The 15,960-nt window shown below is 65.2% G+C and carries 16 protein-coding genes; 14 read left to right on the top strand and 2 right to left on the bottom strand.

What is annotated here, in order from left to right:
• Positions 1-194: 194 nt before the first annotated feature.
• From recF to NJD74_RS16105, 14 genes are all read left to right on the top strand, one after another.
• The gene (recF, locus tag NJD74_RS16170; protein WP_319624571.1) at positions 195-1,292 is read left to right on the top strand and encodes a DNA replication/repair protein RecF; all 1,098 of its coding nucleotides are present in this window, start codon (positions 195-197) and stop codon (positions 1,290-1,292) included.
• 113 nt (positions 1,293-1,405) lie between these two features.
• A complete protein-coding gene (gene gyrB / locus NJD74_RS16165) occupies positions 1,406-3,865 on the top strand; it encodes a DNA topoisomerase (ATP-hydrolyzing) subunit B (protein ID WP_070426277.1) in 2,460 nt (819 codons plus the stop codon).
• Between the two features lie 67 nt (positions 3,866-3,932).
• Positions 3,933-4,784 carry a CPBP family intramembrane glutamic endopeptidase gene (locus NJD74_RS16160; protein ID WP_019184051.1) on the top strand — a complete coding sequence of 284 codons (852 nt, stop codon included), beginning with the start codon at positions 3,933-3,935 and terminating at the stop codon, positions 4,782-4,784.
• Between the two features lie 71 nt (positions 4,785-4,855).
• Positions 4,856-5,662: a M48 family metallopeptidase gene (locus NJD74_RS16155; RefSeq protein WP_319624570.1), complete on the top strand. Its 807-nt coding sequence runs from the start codon at positions 4,856-4,858 to the stop codon at positions 5,660-5,662.
• Positions 5,663-5,804: 142 nt separating this feature from the next.
• Entirely contained in the window at positions 5,805-7,001 is a 1,197-nt protein-coding gene (locus NJD74_RS16150; protein ID WP_319624569.1) for a tetratricopeptide repeat protein, read from the top strand.
• Positions 7,002-7,258: 257 nt separating this feature from the next.
• Positions 7,259-7,816 carry an energy transducer TonB gene (locus NJD74_RS16145; RefSeq protein ID WP_026069914.1) on the top strand — a complete coding sequence of 186 codons (558 nt, stop codon included), beginning with the start codon at positions 7,259-7,261 and terminating at the stop codon, positions 7,814-7,816.
• A gap of 86 nt (positions 7,817-7,902) precedes the next feature.
• On the top strand, positions 7,903-8,661 hold the full coding sequence (exbB, locus tag NJD74_RS16140) for a TonB-system energizer ExbB (protein WP_019184055.1): 759 nt from the start codon (positions 7,903-7,905) through the stop codon (positions 8,659-8,661).
• Between the two features lie 57 nt (positions 8,662-8,718).
• Positions 8,719-9,144, top strand: a complete 426-nt coding sequence (locus tag NJD74_RS16135) for a biopolymer transporter ExbD (RefSeq protein ID WP_019184056.1) — start codon at positions 8,719-8,721, stop codon at positions 9,142-9,144.
• Positions 9,145-9,147: 3 nt separating this feature from the next.
• Positions 9,148-9,561, top strand: a complete 414-nt coding sequence (locus NJD74_RS16130) for a biopolymer transporter ExbD (protein WP_319624568.1) — start codon at positions 9,148-9,150, stop codon at positions 9,559-9,561.
• A gap of 115 nt (positions 9,562-9,676) precedes the next feature.
• Complete coding sequence (gene cls, locus NJD74_RS16125) at positions 9,677-11,137, top strand: cardiolipin synthase (RefSeq protein WP_070474227.1); 1,461 nt, start codon at positions 9,677-9,679, stop codon at positions 11,135-11,137.
• Positions 11,138-11,205: 68 nt separating this feature from the next.
• Positions 11,206-11,466, top strand: a complete 261-nt coding sequence (locus NJD74_RS16120; RefSeq protein WP_019184059.1) for a hypothetical protein — start codon at positions 11,206-11,208, stop codon at positions 11,464-11,466.
• Positions 11,467-11,470: 4 nt separating this feature from the next.
• Positions 11,471-12,214 carry a pyridoxine 5'-phosphate synthase gene (locus NJD74_RS16115; RefSeq protein ID WP_102788768.1) on the top strand — a complete coding sequence of 248 codons (744 nt, stop codon included), beginning with the start codon at positions 11,471-11,473 and terminating at the stop codon, positions 12,212-12,214.
• Positions 12,215-12,500: 286 nt separating this feature from the next.
• Positions 12,501-13,592 (top strand): PA0069 family radical SAM protein, encoded by a 1,092-nt coding sequence (locus NJD74_RS16110; RefSeq protein WP_319624567.1) that lies wholly within the window; start codon positions 12,501-12,503, stop codon positions 13,590-13,592.
• Between the two features lie 103 nt (positions 13,593-13,695).
• On the top strand, positions 13,696-14,061 hold the full coding sequence (locus NJD74_RS16105; protein WP_070474195.1) for a hypothetical protein: 366 nt from the start codon (positions 13,696-13,698) through the stop codon (positions 14,059-14,061).
• Here the strand turns inward: NJD74_RS16105 and NJD74_RS16100 are convergent, their stop codons facing one another.
• Together NJD74_RS16100 and NJD74_RS16095 are read right to left on the bottom strand one after the other, a co-directional pair.
• Positions 14,062-14,772, bottom strand: coding sequence for a 2OG-Fe(II) oxygenase (locus NJD74_RS16100; RefSeq protein ID WP_319624587.1), 711 nt, complete (start codon positions 14,770-14,772; stop codon positions 14,062-14,064).
• Between the two features lie 109 nt (positions 14,773-14,881).
• Positions 14,882-15,898: a class 1 fructose-bisphosphatase gene (locus tag NJD74_RS16095; RefSeq protein WP_070474199.1), complete on the bottom strand. Its 1,017-nt coding sequence runs from the start codon at positions 15,896-15,898 to the stop codon at positions 14,882-14,884.
• Between the last annotated feature and the right edge of the window lie 62 nt (positions 15,899-15,960).

The following is a 15,960-nucleotide window of genomic DNA, read 5'->3' as shown; positions in this document are numbered from 1 at the left end:
GCTCCACATCGGGCAGTGGGGTTCGCCATCGTCCGCCGGGGCCCGGCACTTCCTCCCGGGGCTCGGTGAAACGCGGGGGACTGTACGGCGACGCACTTCCAGGGCTGCTTGCACCACGTGGAACCAGGGCAATGCAGTAAGCTGATCGATTCCCCGCTACCCCTCTGCCGCCCGGCGCGGCGTCGATCTTCCGCATGCATATCCGCCGTCTCTCCCTGCACCAGGTTCGCCGCTTCGATACCGTCGAACTCGCGCCGAAACCGGGCATCAATCTGATCACTGGCGACAATGGCGCCGGAAAGACCAGTGTCCTGGAGGCGCTGCATGTCATGGCGTACGGGCGCAGTTTCCGTGGCCGGGTGCGGGATGGGCTGGTGCGCCAGGGCCGGGAGGCGCTGGATGTCTTTGTCGAATGGGATGAGCAGCGCGAAGGCGCCGAAACCCCGACGCGGCGGAAGGCCGGGCTCCGCCACAGTGGGCAGGAATGGAAAGGCCGACTGGACGGCGAGGATGTCGCCCAGCTCGGCACCCTCTGCGCGGCGCTGGCGGTGGTGACCTTCGAACCAGGTAGCCACGCGCTGGTCAGTGGCGGCGGTGAGCCCCGTCGGCGGTTCCTCGATTGGGGTTTGTTCCACGTGGAACCAGACTTCATGGGGCTGTGGCGGCGGTACTCGCGAGCCCTCAAGCAGCGCAACGCCCTGCTCAAGCAGGGCGGGCACCCGCACGCCCTGGATGCCTGGGATCGAGAGCTCGCCGAAACCGGCGAACCGCTGACCACCCGTCGGCAGCACTACCTGGAGCGGTTGCAGGAACGCACCGTGGAACTGGCCGCCGTCCTGGCCCCCAATCTGGGCATCCAGTCGCTGAGCTTGAGCCCAGGGTGGCGCAAGCAGGAGGTTTCACTCTCCGATGCCCTGCTTCTGGCCCGGGAACGTGACCGGATGGCCGGCTATACCTCGGTCGGTCCACACCGGGCCGACTGGAGCGTCGGATTCGAGACCATTCCCGGCCGGGATGCACTCTCGCGGGGGCAGGCGAAACTGACGGCCCTCACCTGCCTGCTGGCACAGGCCGAAGACTACGCCGAGCAGCGCGGCGAATGGCCGGTCATCGCATTGGACGACCTGTCTTCGGAGCTGGATCGGCACCACCAGGCACGGGTGCTGGAGCGCTTGAAGGCCGGCCCGGCGCAGATCTTCATCACCGCCACTGAAGTTCCGGCGGCACTGATCGACGCGACAGATATCACGCGGTTCCACGTGGAACATGGACAGGTCCAGCCTGTGCCATAGTGGTCCCCCAGGGGCCACGGTGCCCGGCTGGTATAATTGCTGTTGCAACCCCTTATTACTCGGCGCCCCGCCTCACCGCGGCGGACCGACCTGCGGAGCCTACGGCAAGCGCAATGACTGAAGAACAGAACATCCCCGCAAACAGCGGCAACTACGACGCCAACAGCATCACCGCCCTGGAAGGCCTCGAGGCTGTCCGCAAGCGTCCTGGTATGTACATCGGCGACGTCCATGACGGCACCGGTCTGCACCACATGGTGTTCGAGGTCGTCGACAACTCCATCGACGAAGCCTTGGCCGGCCACGCCGACCATGTGTCGGTGATGATCCACGCAGACGGTTCGGTCTCGGTGTCGGACAACGGGCGCGGCATCCCGACCGGCAAGCACGAGCAGATGAGCAAGAAGCTCGATCGCGAAGTCTCCGCCGCCGAAGTCGTGATGACGGTCCTGCACGCCGGTGGCAAGTTCGATGACAACAGCTACAAGGTGTCTGGCGGCCTCCACGGCGTGGGCGTCAGCGTGGTCAATGCGCTCTCGCAGAAGTTGCTGCTGGATATCTACCAGGGCGGCTTCCACTACCAGCAGGAATTCGCTGACGGTGCTGCGGTCAACTCGCTCAAGCAGGTTGAAGCCAGCACCAAGCGCGGTACCACCCTGCGCTTCTGGCCGTCGGTGAAGGCGTTCCACGACAACGTCGAGTTCCACTACGACATCCTGGCCCGCCGCCTGCGTGAGCTGTCTTTCCTTAATTCCGGCGTCAAGATCGTGCTGGTGGACGAGCGCGGCGACGGCCGGCGCGACGACTTCCATTACGAAGGCGGCATCCGCAGCTTCGTGGAGCATCTGGCGCAGTTGAAGACGCCGCTGCACCCGAACGTGATCTCCGTCACCGGTGAGTCCAACGGGATCGTCGTGGACGTGGCGCTGCAGTGGACCGATTCCTACCAGGAAACGATGTACTGCTTCACCAACAACATCCCGCAGAAGGATGGCGGTACCCACCTCGCCGGTTTCCGTGGTGCGCTGACCCGTGTGCTCAACAATTACATCGAGCAGAACGGCATCGCCAAGCAGGCCAAGATCAACCTGACCGGCGATGACATGCGCGAAGGCATGATCGCGGTGCTGTCGGTGAAGGTGCCCGACCCGAGCTTCTCCAGCCAGACCAAGGAAAAGCTGGTCAGCTCGGACGTGCGCCCGGCGGTGGAAAGTGCCTTCGGTGCGCGCCTGGAAGAATTCCTGCAGGAAAACCCCAACGAAGCCAAGGCGATCGCCGGCAAGATCGTGGACGCGGCGCGTGCACGTGAAGCGGCCCGCAAGGCGCGCGATCTGACCCGCCGCAAGGGCGCGCTGGATATCGCCGGCCTGCCGGGCAAGCTGGCCGACTGCCAGGAAAAAGATCCGGCGCTGTCCGAATTGTTCATCGTCGAGGGTGACTCGGCAGGTGGCTCGGCCAAGCAGGGCCGCAACCGCAAGAACCAGGCCGTGCTGCCGCTGCGCGGCAAGATCCTCAACGTGGAACGTGCCCGCTTCGACCGCATGCTCGCCTCGGACCAGGTCGGTACGCTGATCACCGCGTTGGGCACCGGCATCGGCCGGGACGAGTACAACCCGGACAAGCTGCGCTACCACCGCATCATCATCATGACCGACGCCGACGTCGACGGCGCGCACATCCGTACGCTGCTGTTGACCTTCTTCTACCGTCAGATGCCGGAGCTGATCGAGCGTGGCCACATCTACATCGGCCTGCCGCCGCTGTACAAGATCAAGCAGGGCAAGCAGGAGCTGTACCTGAAGGATGACCCGGCGCTGGATGCGTACCTGGCCAGCAGCGCGGTGGAAAATGCCTCGTTGATCCCGGCCGAGAGCGAGCCCGGCATCGAAGGCGTGGCGCTGGAGAAGCTGCTGCTTTCCTACGCCTCGGCGCAGGAAACCATCGCGCGCAACAGCCATCGTTATGACCGCCAGGTGCTGGAAGCGCTGATCGATTTCACGCCGATGGATCTGGAACACCTGCGCAAGGCCGGCGCAGACGAGGGCCTGGCCGCGCTGGCCACCCGCCTCAACCAGGGCAGCCTCGGTTCGCCGCGCTATACGCTGGAACTGCAGGAACCCACCGACGAACGTCCGGCAGCCGTGCTGGTCACGCGTCGCCACATGGGCGAACAGCTGATCCAGGTGCTGCCGCTGGCCGCATTCGAGACCGGCGAACTGCGTGCCCTGCACCAGTCCTCCCTGCTCCTCCACGGCCTGGTCCGTGCCGGTGCGAAGATCAGCCGCGGTGCCAAATCGGCCGAGGTCGGCAGCTTCGCCGAGGCGCGCAACTGGCTGCTGGATGAAGCCAAGAAGGGCCGCCAGATCCAGCGATTCAAGGGTCTGGGTGAAATGAATCCCGAGCAGCTCTGGGACACCACGGTCAATCCTGACACCCGCCGCCTGCTCCAGGTGCGGATCGAGGATGCCGTGGCTGCCGACCAGATCTTCAGCACGCTGATGGGCGACGTGGTCGAACCGCGCCGCGACTTCATCGAAGACAATGCGCTGAAGGTCGCCAACCTGGATATCTGACACAATCGGGGCAAGGCCGGCCGGGGGCGACCCTGGCCGGCCATCGCCCCCCGATGCCAGGAATCCGATGTCCGTTACCCCCCCGGCGTCCATGACGCCTCCGCTGCCTCCCGCTGTTCCACCATCACCGCGCAGGCCGGGTTCTCCGCTTGCAGGGTTCTTCATCGATCTGGGCATCGGCGTGGCGGTGCTGCTCTCGCTCAGTCTGATCAGCGGTTTGGCCTGGGGGCTCTACCGCGGTGCGATCGTCGGTTACCAGGCGGCGCGCGACGGTGCGGATGCGTCCGCCGTCGCAGGTCTTGCCCAGCAGCTCGGACAACCCGGTGCCCTCGCCCAGATCCTGATGGCGCTGGTCGCCACCGGTGGCGCGGCACTGGTGCTGTATTTCTTCCGTCGTCGGGCCACGCCCGCCGAACGGGCGCTGTCGTTCCAGGCCGCCCGTCGCCCTTCCACCTGGGGGTGGACACTGCTGGTCGCCACCGGGGTGATCGTCGGCAGCAATCTGATCGCGTGGCTGGCCAAACAGGGCGGTATCGAGCCGGTGCCGACCAACCTGGCGCTGATGGAACAGGCGATGACGCGCTTCCCCTGGTTCCTGGCGCTGTTTGCCGTGGTGCTTGCTCCGGCCTATGAGGAACTGCTGTTCCGCCGGGTGCTGTTCGGTCGCCTGTGGCAGGCCGGCCGGCCGCTGCTGGGCATGTTGCTGAGCAGCCTGGCCTTCGCCCTGGTGCATGAAATTCCCGGTACCAGCGCCAACGGCCCATGGGAAATCGCCCAGCTGTGGCTGGTCTATGGCGGCATGGGCGCCGCCTTCGCCTGGCTCTACCAGCGCACCGGCACCTTGTGGGCGCCGATCGCCGCGCATGCGTTGAACAACGGCATTGCCCTGGCCGCCCTGATGTTCCTGGGCATCCAATAACGACCATGCGGCTTGACGAAAATTTACGTCGCCACGTTCCACACTGCGCATATGAACACGGGGGATCGCACATGAAACCAGTGCTGTTGGGAATTGCCATCGCCATGCTGGTGAGCGCGTGCGCCACCACCACCTCACCCACCGGCCGCCGCCAGATGGTGGGCGGGGTATCGCAGGCCGAGCTGGACCAGCTGGGCGCGCAGGCGTTTACCGAGACCAAGTCCAAAGGTACGTTGAGCACCGACCCGAAGCAGAACGCCTACGTCCAGTGCGTGGTGAATGCGCTGGTCGCTCAGCTTCCCGCACAGTACCGTGGCGTACGGTGGGAGACGGCTCTGATGGTCGACAAGGAACCCAACGCGTTCGCTTTGCCCGGCGGCAAGGTCGGGGTCAATACCGGCATCTTCACCGTCGCCAAGAACCAGGATCAGCTGGCCGCCGTCATCGGCCACGAGATCGGGCACGTGATCTCCCGCCACCACGAAGAACGCATCACCCGCCAGATGGGTGCGCAGACCGGGCTGTCGGTCCTCGGCGCGCTGGCAGGCGCGGCCTACGGCGAGGGCGCGGCCAATACCGTCAGCCAGCTCGGCGGCGCCGGTGCCCAGGCGGCCTTCCTCCTGCCAGGCTCGCGGACCCAGGAAAGCGAGGCCGATATCGTCGGCCAGCGCCTGATGGCCGAGGCCGGTTTCAACCCGGCCCAGGCAGTCGATCTGTGGCAGAACATGATGGCTGCCAGCGGCGGCCGGTCACCGCAGTGGCTGTCCACCCACCCCGATCCGGCCAACCGCATCCGGGAATTGCAGCGAGACGCGCCCTCCCTGAGTGGTGTATACCAACAAGCCCAGGCGGCCGGGCGTCGTCCGAAGTGTGGCTGACGCGCCCTTATGCGACCAAAAGATGCTGTATTGCAGCATCGGAAACGATTTCTCACGCCATCAGTTTCTGATACGTTTGGCGGCTCAGATTTTTCTGACAGTCCGTTTTGATGCCGCTGCGGCGGTTCGATCGAGGTGAAAGATGATTTTCAGCAACCACAAGCAAGCCGTCCTTTCCGTCCTCATCGCGACCGCTGTAAGTGGCGCCATGATCACCGATGCCTTCGCCCAGGCCCGCTCGTCGGAGCGTGGCGCGCGTGGTGGGAAGAAGCAGGCCAAGGCCGAAGTGCTCTACCCGAACGCGACCCGCCAGGAGCCGGAGCAGAAGTCCTCGGCCAAGGTCGGCCCGAAGCTGCAGAAAATGATTGACAGCTACAACGAGCAGAAGTTCCCGGAGACGCGCGCGCAGGCCGACGAAATCCTGGCCAATCCCGCCGCCAACACCTACGACAAGTCGCTCGCCGCGCAGCTCGCCTCGCAGGCGGCCTACCAGCTGGACGACGTCGCCTCGGCCAAGAAGTACCTCGAGCAGGTGCTGCAGCTCGGCGGCCTGGACAACAACGGCCATTACCAGTCGATGCTGATGCTGGGTCAGCTGCAGCTGCAGGACGACCAGATCAACGAAGGCCTGGCGACCCTGGACAAGTACTTCGCCGAGACCAAGTCGAACAAGCCCGAAGAGCTGATCGCCAAGGGCCAGGCGCTGTACCAGGCCGAGCGCTATGCCGAGGCCATCCCGGTGCTGCAGCAGGCCATCGCCGGCTCGCCCGAGCCGAAGGACAACTGGAACCAGTTGCTGATGGCCGCCATGGCCGAAGCCGGCCAGACCGGCGAAGCGGTCAAGCAGGCTGAAACGCTGGCGGCCAAGAACCCGAACGACAAGAAGGCCCAGCTGAACCTGGCCAGCATGTACATGCAGGCCGACCAGATGGACAAGGCCGGCGCGGTCATGGCCAAGCTGTACGCAGCCGGCCAGCTGACCGACGAGCGCGAGTACAAGCAGCTGTACTCGATCTACGCCAACAGCGAGAACAAAGAAAAGGACGTCATTGCCGTTATCAATGATGGCCTGCAGAAAAACATCCTGAAGCCGGATTATCAGGTATACCTGGCACTGGCCCAGGCGTACTACTACTCCGAGCCGCAGCAGGCGGACAAGGCGATCGAGGCGTGGCAGAAGGCTGCCCCGCTTTCCAAGGATGGCGAGACCTACCTGAATCTGGCACGCGTGCTGCATTCGGAAGGTCGCATTCCGGAGGCCAAGCAGGCCGCCCAGCAAGCGCTGGCGAAGGGTGTGAAGAACCAGGCGGATGCGAAGAAAATCATCAACCTGAAGTAAGTAGGAATAACGCCTGAATGCCTGCACAAGTGATGCGCAGGCGCTCAGGATTGGTATAAGCTTGGAGGTTCCTGCGGTGTCATGCACCGCTGATCATGGGCTACCTGTCCCCGGGTATCCCGGCCCCACTAATGAGCTCTTGGCGCATGACGGAACAACTAGTCGTTCACAGGTACGAACAACGCGATGACACCGGCCTCTCCTGGCCGCGTATCGTGGGTATCGCTTTTGTAATCGCACTGCATCTCGCCGCCTTCATGATGCTTCTGATCCCTGCTGTGGCTCCCAAGGCCGTCGCGGAGAAAGAACGCAACATCATGGTGACCCTGGTCGACGCTCCGCCGCCGCCCCCACCGCCGCCGCCGCCGCCGCCGCCGGATGACACTCCGCCGCCGCCGGTCAAGAACCTGTCGCCGCCGAAGCCGTCCCCGGTTCCGCCGCCGCCGCAGGCTCCTGTGGTCGATATCCCGGACCCGCGTCCGACCGACATCGTCACGCCGCCTTCGCCGCCGTCGCCGCCGCAGCCGCCGAGCACCATTGAGGCAAGCGTCGACATCTCGTCGAAGAACATGAACCCTCCGCGTTACCCGCCGGCCGCGTTCCGTGCTGGTATCCAGGGTGAAGTCATCCTGATCATTGACGTCGATGCCAATGGCAACGTCACCAATGTGTCGGTCGAGAAGTCCAGCCGTAACCGTGACCTTGACCGCGCCGCCATGGAAGCAGCTCGCAAGTGGAGCTTCCGTTCCGCGGAATCGGGCGGGAAGAAGGTCGCAGGTCGCGTTCGCGTCCCGGTCAACTTTGCGCTGAACTGATAGTGGCCGGTGGCCCGCCGGCCACCGCCTCTAGCGGTTATTTCTAGCAATACCCTTTATCACCACACACAACAAAGGTAAGCGTCATGCTGCAGGAACTTTTCATCGCCGCTGCTGCCGGGGGCAACTCCAACGCCCTGTCGCAGATGGGCTTCGAGCACCTGATCCACGAGATGACCACCCAGCCGGGTGACTTCGCCGTCTCCTGGGTCGTGCTGCTGACCCTGATCATCATGTCGGCCATGTCCTGGTACTGGACCGTCATCAACATCTTCCGCGCCACCCGTCTGAAGGCTGCTGCCGACAAGGTCGTGAGCCTGTTCTGGGATACCCCGAACGCCCAGGACGCCATCCGCGCGATGGAAGAACAGCCGGCTTCGGAGCCCTTCTCCAAGATCGCTCTGGACGCTGCACAGGCTGCTGCGCACCACCAGCGTTCGGAAGGCGGCACCTCCGGTGGCCTGGGTGAGAACCTGAGCCGTTCGGAGTTCGTCGATCGCGCCCTGCGTCAGGCCGTGACCCGCGAAAGCAACAACCTGCAGTCGGGCATGACCCTGCTGGCCACCGTCGGCGCAACCGCTCCGTTCGTGGGTCTGCTGGGTACCGTGTGGGGCATCTACGGCGCGCTGATCAAGATCGGTGCCACCGGTTCCGCCTCGATCGACGCCGTTGCCGGCCCGGTGGGTGAAGCACTGATCATGACCGCCATCGGTCTGTTCGTGGCTATCCCGGCCGTGTTCGCCTTCAACTTCTTCAGCAAGATCAACAGCGCCACGATCAGCAAGTTCGATACGTTCGCTCACGACCTGCACGACTTCTTCGCCACCGGTTCGCGCGTTCGCTAATAGCGACGCGCGTCACCCAGCGAGAACGTAGTCAACACGATCTAGACGGAGCCCGTTATGGCTTTCAGTAGTGGTAACAGCGGCGGCCCCATGGCCGACATCAACGTTACGCCCCTCGTGGACGTGATGCTGGTGCTGCTGATCATCTTCATCATCACGGCGCCCCTGATGTCCCACAAGGTCAAGGTGGATCTGCCTGAGGCCAACCTGGTGCAGAATCCGGAAGACGCTGAGAAGCGTTCGAGCCCGATCACCTTGGCAGTCAAGGAAGACGGCTCGATCTACTGGAACGACGAGGAAATCGACAAGCAGACGCTCGAGTCGCGCTTGGCGACCGCCGCCCAGCAGACCCCGCAGCCGCCCCTCAACCTGCGTGGTGATCGCACCACCAAGATGCGCGTCATCAACGAGATGACGAAGATCGCGCAGGAACAGGGCATGCTCGACGTTGGCTTCGTCGCCACCAAAGAGAAGGGGCAGTAAGCCATGGCGTTCAGTACTGGTGGTAACAAAGGCCCCATGGCCGACATCAACGTCACGCCCCTCGTGGACGTGATGCTGGTGCTGCTGATCATCTTCATCGTCACCGCGCCGATCATGACGTACCCGATCGCCGTTGACCTGCCGCAGCGCGTGCTCAACCCACCGCCGGTGACTGTCGAACCGCCGCCGCCGATCGAGCTGAAGGTGGACGCCAGCAACCAGGTGTCGTGGAACAACAGCCCCGTGGCTGTGAGCGAACTGCAGCAGCGTATGGAGCAGGAAGTGCAGCGTGATCCGACCAACCAGCCGGAACTGCGCATCGATGCCAGCCCGGACTCCGAGTACGACGTGATGGCCAAGGTGTTGGCTGCCGCGAAGAATGCTCAGATGAAGAAGATCGGCTTCGTACAGCATTAATACGCAAGACGCAGTCATGACGCGACTGGAAAACGCCCCTGGAAACAGGGGCGTTTTTTTTGTGCCACCGCCCGTGGATACGCGCCAGCGCCACGCCGCCCGCTATCATCCGGCCATGCTCGCAACCTTCGATCTCTTCGGGGACTGGCTCGACGCCATCCCGCACCTGCGCCCGCTGATGGTGGCGGCCTACATTCTCTATCTGCTGTGGCTGACCGGTTGGATCATGCTGCAGAAGCGCGAGCCGGTCGCCACGCTGAGCTGGATCCTGTCGCTGGCCGCCCTGCCCTACCTTGGCCTGTTCATCTACTACCTGCTCGGCCCGCAGAAGGTGAAGCGGCAGCGCCTGCGCCGTGGTCGTTCGCGCTCGGGGATGGAGCATTACAGCAGCGTCTGCCCACCGGATGCGGACTGCACCGAGCTGGCCAAGATCGCCCAGGCCACCACCGGGCTCTCACCGAGCTCGGCCACCGAGGTGGAGTGGCTGGTCGATGGCGCGGCCACCTACAGCGCACTGCTTGCCGCGGTGGCCACGGCCAAGGACCACCTGCACCTGGAGTACTACATCTTCAATCCGGACCACGCCGGCACCGCGCTGCGCGATGCGCTGACCGAGCGTGCGGCGGCCGGCGTGCGCGTGCGCCTGTTGTTGGATGCGGTCGGCTCGTCGTCCATCCGCAAGCGCTTCCTGCAGCCGCTGCTGGATGCAGGCGCCGAAGTCGTCTGGTTCCATCCGCGGCAGCTGCTCAAGCCGTTCAAGCGGCCCTGGTTGAACCTGCGCACGCACCGCAAGCTCGTCATCATCGACGGCCTGCAGGCCTTTACCGGCGGCATCAACATCACCGATGAGGAAGACGAGAGCGTCCGCCCGGATGCGTATCGCGACCTGCACATGCGGCTGCGTGGCCACGTGGTGCGCAGCCTGCAGCTGGTCTTCATCGAGGATTGGATCTACGCCACCGGCCAGGAGCCGGCGCGCTTCAACATCGCCCAGCTGTGGCCGGAAACCATGCCCAGCCGCAGCGAGGGCAGCATCAATGCGCAGGTGCTGGTGTCCGGTCCGGATTCGTCGTGGGAGACCATCCACCGGCTGCACGTGGCGGCGATCCACGAAGCGAAGGAGCGCGTCTGGCTGGTGACGCCCTACTTCGTGCCCGGCGAAGCCGCACGCATGGCACTGACCTCGGCCGCACTCGGTGGCCTGGACGTGCGCCTGCTGGTGCCCAAGATGAGCGACTCCTGGTTCGTCACCCAGGCCGCGCGCTCCTACTTCGACGAGCTGCTGCAGGCCGGGGTCAAGATCTACGAGTACGGCCCGCGCATGCTGCACACCAAGGCCTTCATCGCCGATGACGACGTCTGCATCGTCGGCAGTGCCAACTTCGATCACCGCAGCTTCCGGCTCAACTTCGAGCTCTCGATGATGATCAGCGATACCGGCCGCGTTGCCGCGCTGGCCGAGATCCTGCTGGCCGAATACAGCAGCGCCGCGCCCGTCTACAACGACCGCCAGCGTTCGCTCTGGCGGCACCGTGTTCCGGAGGCGTTCGCCCGCCTGGCCTCGCCGCTGCTGTAGCCGCTGCTCCCCGTGGAACCGCACCCGGCGCCAGCGCTACACTGGCCCGGTCAATCGGGGAGAACGACATGTACTGGCTGTTTCTGCTGTTCGCGCTGGCCTGTTTCGGCATGGCGCTCAAGACCCCCCACATGGGGCTGATGGCGCTGTCGCTGCTGGGCACCCTGGTGTTCCTGCTGGCGTGGGTCCGCGGCCTCTACGTGGCCCGCTTCGGCGATGTACAGCCCACCCGCGCAGCCATCACCGATCCCAACGAACTCCGTCGGCTGCGGGAGCTCGCCCTCCAGGCGCGCACCCCGACCGCTCAGGGTGAATCCGACCCCTCGTAGTGCCATGACCCAACTCAGCGTCAACGTGAACAAGATCGCCGTCCTGCGCAACTCGCGGGGTGGCAGCGACCCGGACGTGCTGCAGGCCGCCCGTGCCTGCCTGGATGCCGGCGCCCACGGGATCACCGTGCACCCGCGCCCGGACCGCCGCCACATCCACGCCGAGGACGTGCTGGCCTTGTCCGCGCTGACGGCCGAGCGCGGCGTGGAGTTCAACATCGAGGGCAACCCGTTCGCGCCACCGCGCGAGGGCTACCCGGGGCTGCTGCCGCTGTGCGCGCAGACCCGCCCCGCCCAGGCCACCCTGGTGCCCGATGGCGACGGCCAGCTCACGTCCGACCACGGCGTCGACTTCGCCCGGGATGCGCAGCGCCTCCGCCCGCTGATCGCCGAATTGAAGACGTACGGCTGCCGGGTCAGCCTGTTCGTGGACGCGGGCAACCCCGACATCGCACAGGCCGCGGCCATCGGTGCCGACCGCGTGGAGCTCTACACCGGCCCCTACGCCGAGGCGCATGCCGCCGGCGATGCCACCGCCATGCTGGCGGTGTTCGCCGATGCCGCCCGCCGCGCCCAGGCGGCCGGCCTGGGCGTCAACGCCGGCCACGACCTGTCGCAGGACAACCTGGCCGATTTCCTGCGGACCGTGCCGGACGTGCTGGAAGTCTCGATCGGCCATGCGCTGATCAGCGAGGCGCTGTATGACGGGCTGGATGCCACGGTGAAGGGCTATCTGCGGCTGCTGTGATGCGGCGCGTAGCCCTGCCGCGTAAGGGGCGCCCGGCATCAGGTAGCGCCGACCGTTGGTCGGCTCAGCGGCCCGTGACGTGGCACCGCAGGCACGCGCTCTGGCCCTGTGGATAATGTAGGGGATCAAATCGGTCTCCACCTCCGCCGACCCATACCCGGCGCGGGTTTCACTTCCCATTACGCCTGTGGTTAGTAATACTACTAACCATGGATATCCCCTATCCCCGCCGTTCCGACGCCACGACGTCTCATTCCCTGAGACATCCGGGCGATAGGCTTTGAAGATGGGTATTGCGATCAAAGGCCGGGGCTCCAGCACGCACCTGGCGGGCCGCTTCGAGGTCACCGTCAGCGAAGCGATGGACGACGGCTGGGCGCCGGACGAGAGTGAAGAGTTCGCTGCCCCGCGCCTGCGCACCGAAGTCCGTGCCGAGACCGCACGCAGCATCATCAGCCGCAACAAGTCGCCGGACGTCGGCTTCAGCCAGTCGGTCAATCCGTACCGCGGTTGCGAGCATGGCTGTTCGTACTGTTTTGCCCGGCCCTCGCACGCCTATCTCAATCTCTCGCCCGGGCTGGACTTCGAGACCAAGCTGTTCGCCAAGACCAATGCGCCGCAGCTGCTGCGCAAGGAGTTCTCGCGCCCCGGCTACGTGCCGCAGCCGATCGCGCTGGGCATCAACACCGACGCCTACCAGCCGATCGAGCGCAAGCTCAAACTCACCCGCCAGCTGATCGAGGTGATGCTGGAAACGCAGCACCCGTTCTCGCTGATCACCAAGAATGCGCTGGTCGAGCGCGACATCGACCTGCTCGCACCGCTGGCGGAAAAGCAGCTGGTCAGCGTGCACTTCTCGGTGACCTCGCTGGACCCGCACCTGTCGGCGAAGCTGGAGCCACGCGCCTCGGCCCCGCATGCACGGCTGCGCGCGATGCGTCGCCTGAGCGATGCCGGCATCCCGGTCGGGGTAATGGTCGCGCCGGTGATCCCGTGGATCAACGATGCCGAACTGGAAGCCGTGCTTGAGGCCGCCCACGATGCCGGTGCCTCCACCGCCGGCTACGTGCTGCTGCGCCTGCCGCTGGAAGTGGCGCCGCTGTTCCGCGATTGGCTCGACACCCACCACCCGGACCGCGCCACGCACGTGATGAGCACCATCAACCAGCTGCGCGGTGGCAAGGACTACAACAGCGGGTTCGGCACGCGCATGCGCGGCGAAGGGGTCTACGCGGACCTGCTGTCCAACCGTTTCAAGCTGGCCCGCAAGCGCCTGGGCTTCGATGCGCAGCACAGCCATTGGCCGAAGCTGGACTGCACCCGCTTCCTGCGGCCGTTGCCGCCGCGGGTGGACTCGCCCCAGGGCTCGCTGTTCTAACCAGCGCCCCCGATGGACTTTGGGCCGCGCCCGCCCAACAATCGGGCCAAGGCGCCGCGTCGCGGTGGTCTGACGTCCATATCGGATAGCCAGGGGGAACCCCATGTCATCGGCAGCCACCTCGGCCGCGTCGAACGCGGCCAACATCGCGATCAATGCCGCCATCACCGCAGCGGTGCAGCAGCAGCGCGACGCGTTGATCGCACACTTCACCGGCCATCAGGCGCTGTCGCCGCAAAGCGCGATCGCGGCGGACGGCATCGACCCGGCACTCCATGCGCCACTGAAGTACTACCGCGACAACGGCGTCATCCGCGACGCGGGCGGTGATCGTCTCTATCTCGATCTGGACGTGCTGGCCGGGTTGAAGGCCAAGGCGAAGCGCACCGGGCGCAATGTGCTGATCACGGTGATGGTGTTGGCCGTGGTTGTGGTTGCCGGTGCTGTGTTGCTGGTGTTGGCGCGCTGATCAATTCCCACCAAACAATTTCTGCGCACTCTGGAAAAGAATCCAGCTCGTCGCAATGAACTTGTCCCCACCCTGCGGCCGGTTGCCCCGATGCGTGTGGGTGAACGCGGTCGGTGCGATCAACAGGCTGCCCGTGCGCGGCGCGACCTTGCGGCCCTGGAACAGGAACTCGGTTTCGCCGGCGCCGAAATCGTCATTGAGGTAGAGCGTCCACAGCAGATGGCGGTGCAGCGTTTCGCCGGCCGGATCGCGTGGGTACAGCTCGCAGTGCCAGTACGGATAGCCACCCTCGCCCGCCGCATACCATTGCAGATTGATGGCACCGGGCCGCAGGCAGGTGCGGGCCAGGTCGGACAGCGTGGCGTCGTCCATGTCGGGGAAATCCTCGGCCCCCAGCCGGCGCGGCTGGCCCTGGCTGTCCTGGATCTGCAACATCAACGGCGAGATCAGGGCCTGTGGATAACGGCGTAGATAAGTCAGCAAACCCTTGAAAACCGCCTGCTGCAGCACTGCTTCGGCCTGCCGCCACTCGGGGCGCCCGCTGATGCGAAGATCCTTGCTGTGCTTGAGTTCCGGGAACACACCGCTGCCCACTTCGCCCGGCTGCAACTGCGCACTGGATCGCATCTGGGCCTGCAGGGCCGCGCAGACCTCGTTGGGGACGGCGTTGTGGATTACTTCGATGAAATCGAGCGGCGCGTCGGCAGTCATGGGGTCATCCGTGGGCACGAATGGCCGATGGTGAACGCTGCCGTGGCCGATGTCACGCCGTTGCCACGTATCAACAGGGCTGACCGGATGGCCAGCCCTGTGTAGCAAATCAACCCGCCGCGCTGTCGTGTTCGCGGTGGTAACGGGTGGCTTCTTCCACTTCATTGCGCGACCCGAGGAACACCGGCACGCGCTGGTGCAGCTGATCGGGCTGGATGTCGAGAATGCGCTTGCGGCCGGTGGTGGCGGCGCCGCCGGCCTGCTCGACCAGCAGGCCCATCGGGTTGGCTTCGTACATCAGGCGCAGCTTGCCGGCCTTGGAGGGATCCTTCGTGTCCCACGGGTAGATGAAGATGCCGCCGCGGGTCAGGATGCGATGCACGTCGGCCACCATGCTGGCGATCCAGCGCATGTTGAAGTTCTTGCCGCGCGCGCCTTCCTTGCCGGCCAGCAGGTCCTGCACGTAGCCCTGCATCGGGGCTTCCCAATGCCGCTGGTTGGACATGTTGATCGCGAATTCCTGGGTGTCCGCCGGGATCTGCATGTCCGGCGTGGTCAGCACGAACTCGCCCTTCTCGCGGTCCAGGGTGAACGCGTGCGTGCCGTGGCCGACGGTGAGCACCATCTGCGTGCTCGGCCCGTAGATGCAGTAGCCGGCGGCGACCTGCGCGGTACCCGGCTGCAGGAAGCTGGCGTCGTTGGGCTGTTCGGTGCCGGGCGGGCAGCGCAGCACCGAGAAGATGGTGCCGACCGAGACATTGACGTCGATGTTGGAGCTGCCATCGAGGGGATCGAACAGCAGCAGGAAGTCACCGCGCGGGTAGGTGTCCGGCACCGGCTGGCAGTGATCCATTTCTTCCGAGGCGCAGGCGGCGAGATGGCCGCCCCAGGCGTTGGCTTCCAGCAGGATCTCGTTGCTGATCACGTCCAGCTTCTTCTGCGCTTCGCCCTGCACGTTGCCGGTACCGGCTTCGCCGAGCACACCGCCCAGCGCGCCCTTGCTGACCGCGATGGAGATGCTGGTGCAGGCGCGGGCGACAACAGCGATCAGCTGGCGCAGATCGGCGTTGATGCGGCCGGCATGTTGCTCTTCGATCAGATAGCGGGTCAGCGACGTCTGGGACATGGAATCAGGCGGCCTTTAGAGGAGAAGCGCCTATTGTCGCCCTTCGCCGGAGCCATTACGAG

The sequence above is a fragment of the Stenotrophomonas sp. RG-453 genome, assembly GCF_033843685.1.
GTDB lineage: Bacteria > Pseudomonadota > Gammaproteobacteria > Xanthomonadales > Xanthomonadaceae > Stenotrophomonas > Stenotrophomonas bentonitica_A.
Note: the sequence above shows the minus strand (reverse complement) of the source record. Positions and strands in the feature narration are given on the sequence as shown.

What these genes read in the sequence shown, in the direction of transcription:
- recF (WP_319624571.1), top strand. Translation starts at nt 195, where the DNA reads ATGCATATCCGCCGTCTCTCCCTGCACCAGGTTCGCCGCTTCGATACC.
- gyrB (WP_070426277.1), top strand. Translation starts at nt 1,406, where the DNA reads ATGACTGAAGAACAGAACATCCCCGCAAACAGCGGCAACTACGACGCC.
- NJD74_RS16160 (WP_019184051.1), top strand. Translation starts at nt 3,933, where the DNA reads ATGTCCGTTACCCCCCCGGCGTCCATGACGCCTCCGCTGCCTCCCGCT.
- NJD74_RS16155 (WP_319624570.1), top strand. Translation starts at nt 4,856, where the DNA reads ATGAAACCAGTGCTGTTGGGAATTGCCATCGCCATGCTGGTGAGCGCG.
- NJD74_RS16150 (WP_319624569.1), top strand. Translation starts at nt 5,805, where the DNA reads ATGATTTTCAGCAACCACAAGCAAGCCGTCCTTTCCGTCCTCATCGCG.
- NJD74_RS16145 (WP_026069914.1), top strand. Translation starts at nt 7,259, where the DNA reads ATGATGCTTCTGATCCCTGCTGTGGCTCCCAAGGCCGTCGCGGAGAAA.
- exbB (WP_019184055.1), top strand. Translation starts at nt 7,903, where the DNA reads ATGCTGCAGGAACTTTTCATCGCCGCTGCTGCCGGGGGCAACTCCAAC.
- NJD74_RS16135 (WP_019184056.1), top strand. Translation starts at nt 8,719, where the DNA reads ATGGCTTTCAGTAGTGGTAACAGCGGCGGCCCCATGGCCGACATCAAC.
- NJD74_RS16130 (WP_319624568.1), top strand. Translation starts at nt 9,148, where the DNA reads ATGGCGTTCAGTACTGGTGGTAACAAAGGCCCCATGGCCGACATCAAC.
- cls (WP_070474227.1), top strand. Translation starts at nt 9,677, where the DNA reads ATGCTCGCAACCTTCGATCTCTTCGGGGACTGGCTCGACGCCATCCCG.
- NJD74_RS16120 (WP_019184059.1), top strand. Translation starts at nt 11,206, where the DNA reads ATGTACTGGCTGTTTCTGCTGTTCGCGCTGGCCTGTTTCGGCATGGCG.
- NJD74_RS16115 (WP_102788768.1), top strand. Translation starts at nt 11,471, where the DNA reads ATGACCCAACTCAGCGTCAACGTGAACAAGATCGCCGTCCTGCGCAAC.
- NJD74_RS16110 (WP_319624567.1), top strand. Translation starts at nt 12,501, where the DNA reads ATGGGTATTGCGATCAAAGGCCGGGGCTCCAGCACGCACCTGGCGGGC.
- NJD74_RS16105 (WP_070474195.1), top strand. Translation starts at nt 13,696, where the DNA reads ATGTCATCGGCAGCCACCTCGGCCGCGTCGAACGCGGCCAACATCGCG.
- NJD74_RS16100 (WP_319624587.1), bottom strand. Translation starts at nt 14,772, where the DNA reads ATGACTGCCGACGCGCCGCTCGATTTCATCGAAGTAATCCACAACGCC.
- NJD74_RS16095 (WP_070474199.1), bottom strand. Translation starts at nt 15,898, where the DNA reads ATGTCCCAGACGTCGCTGACCCGCTATCTGATCGAAGAGCAACATGCC.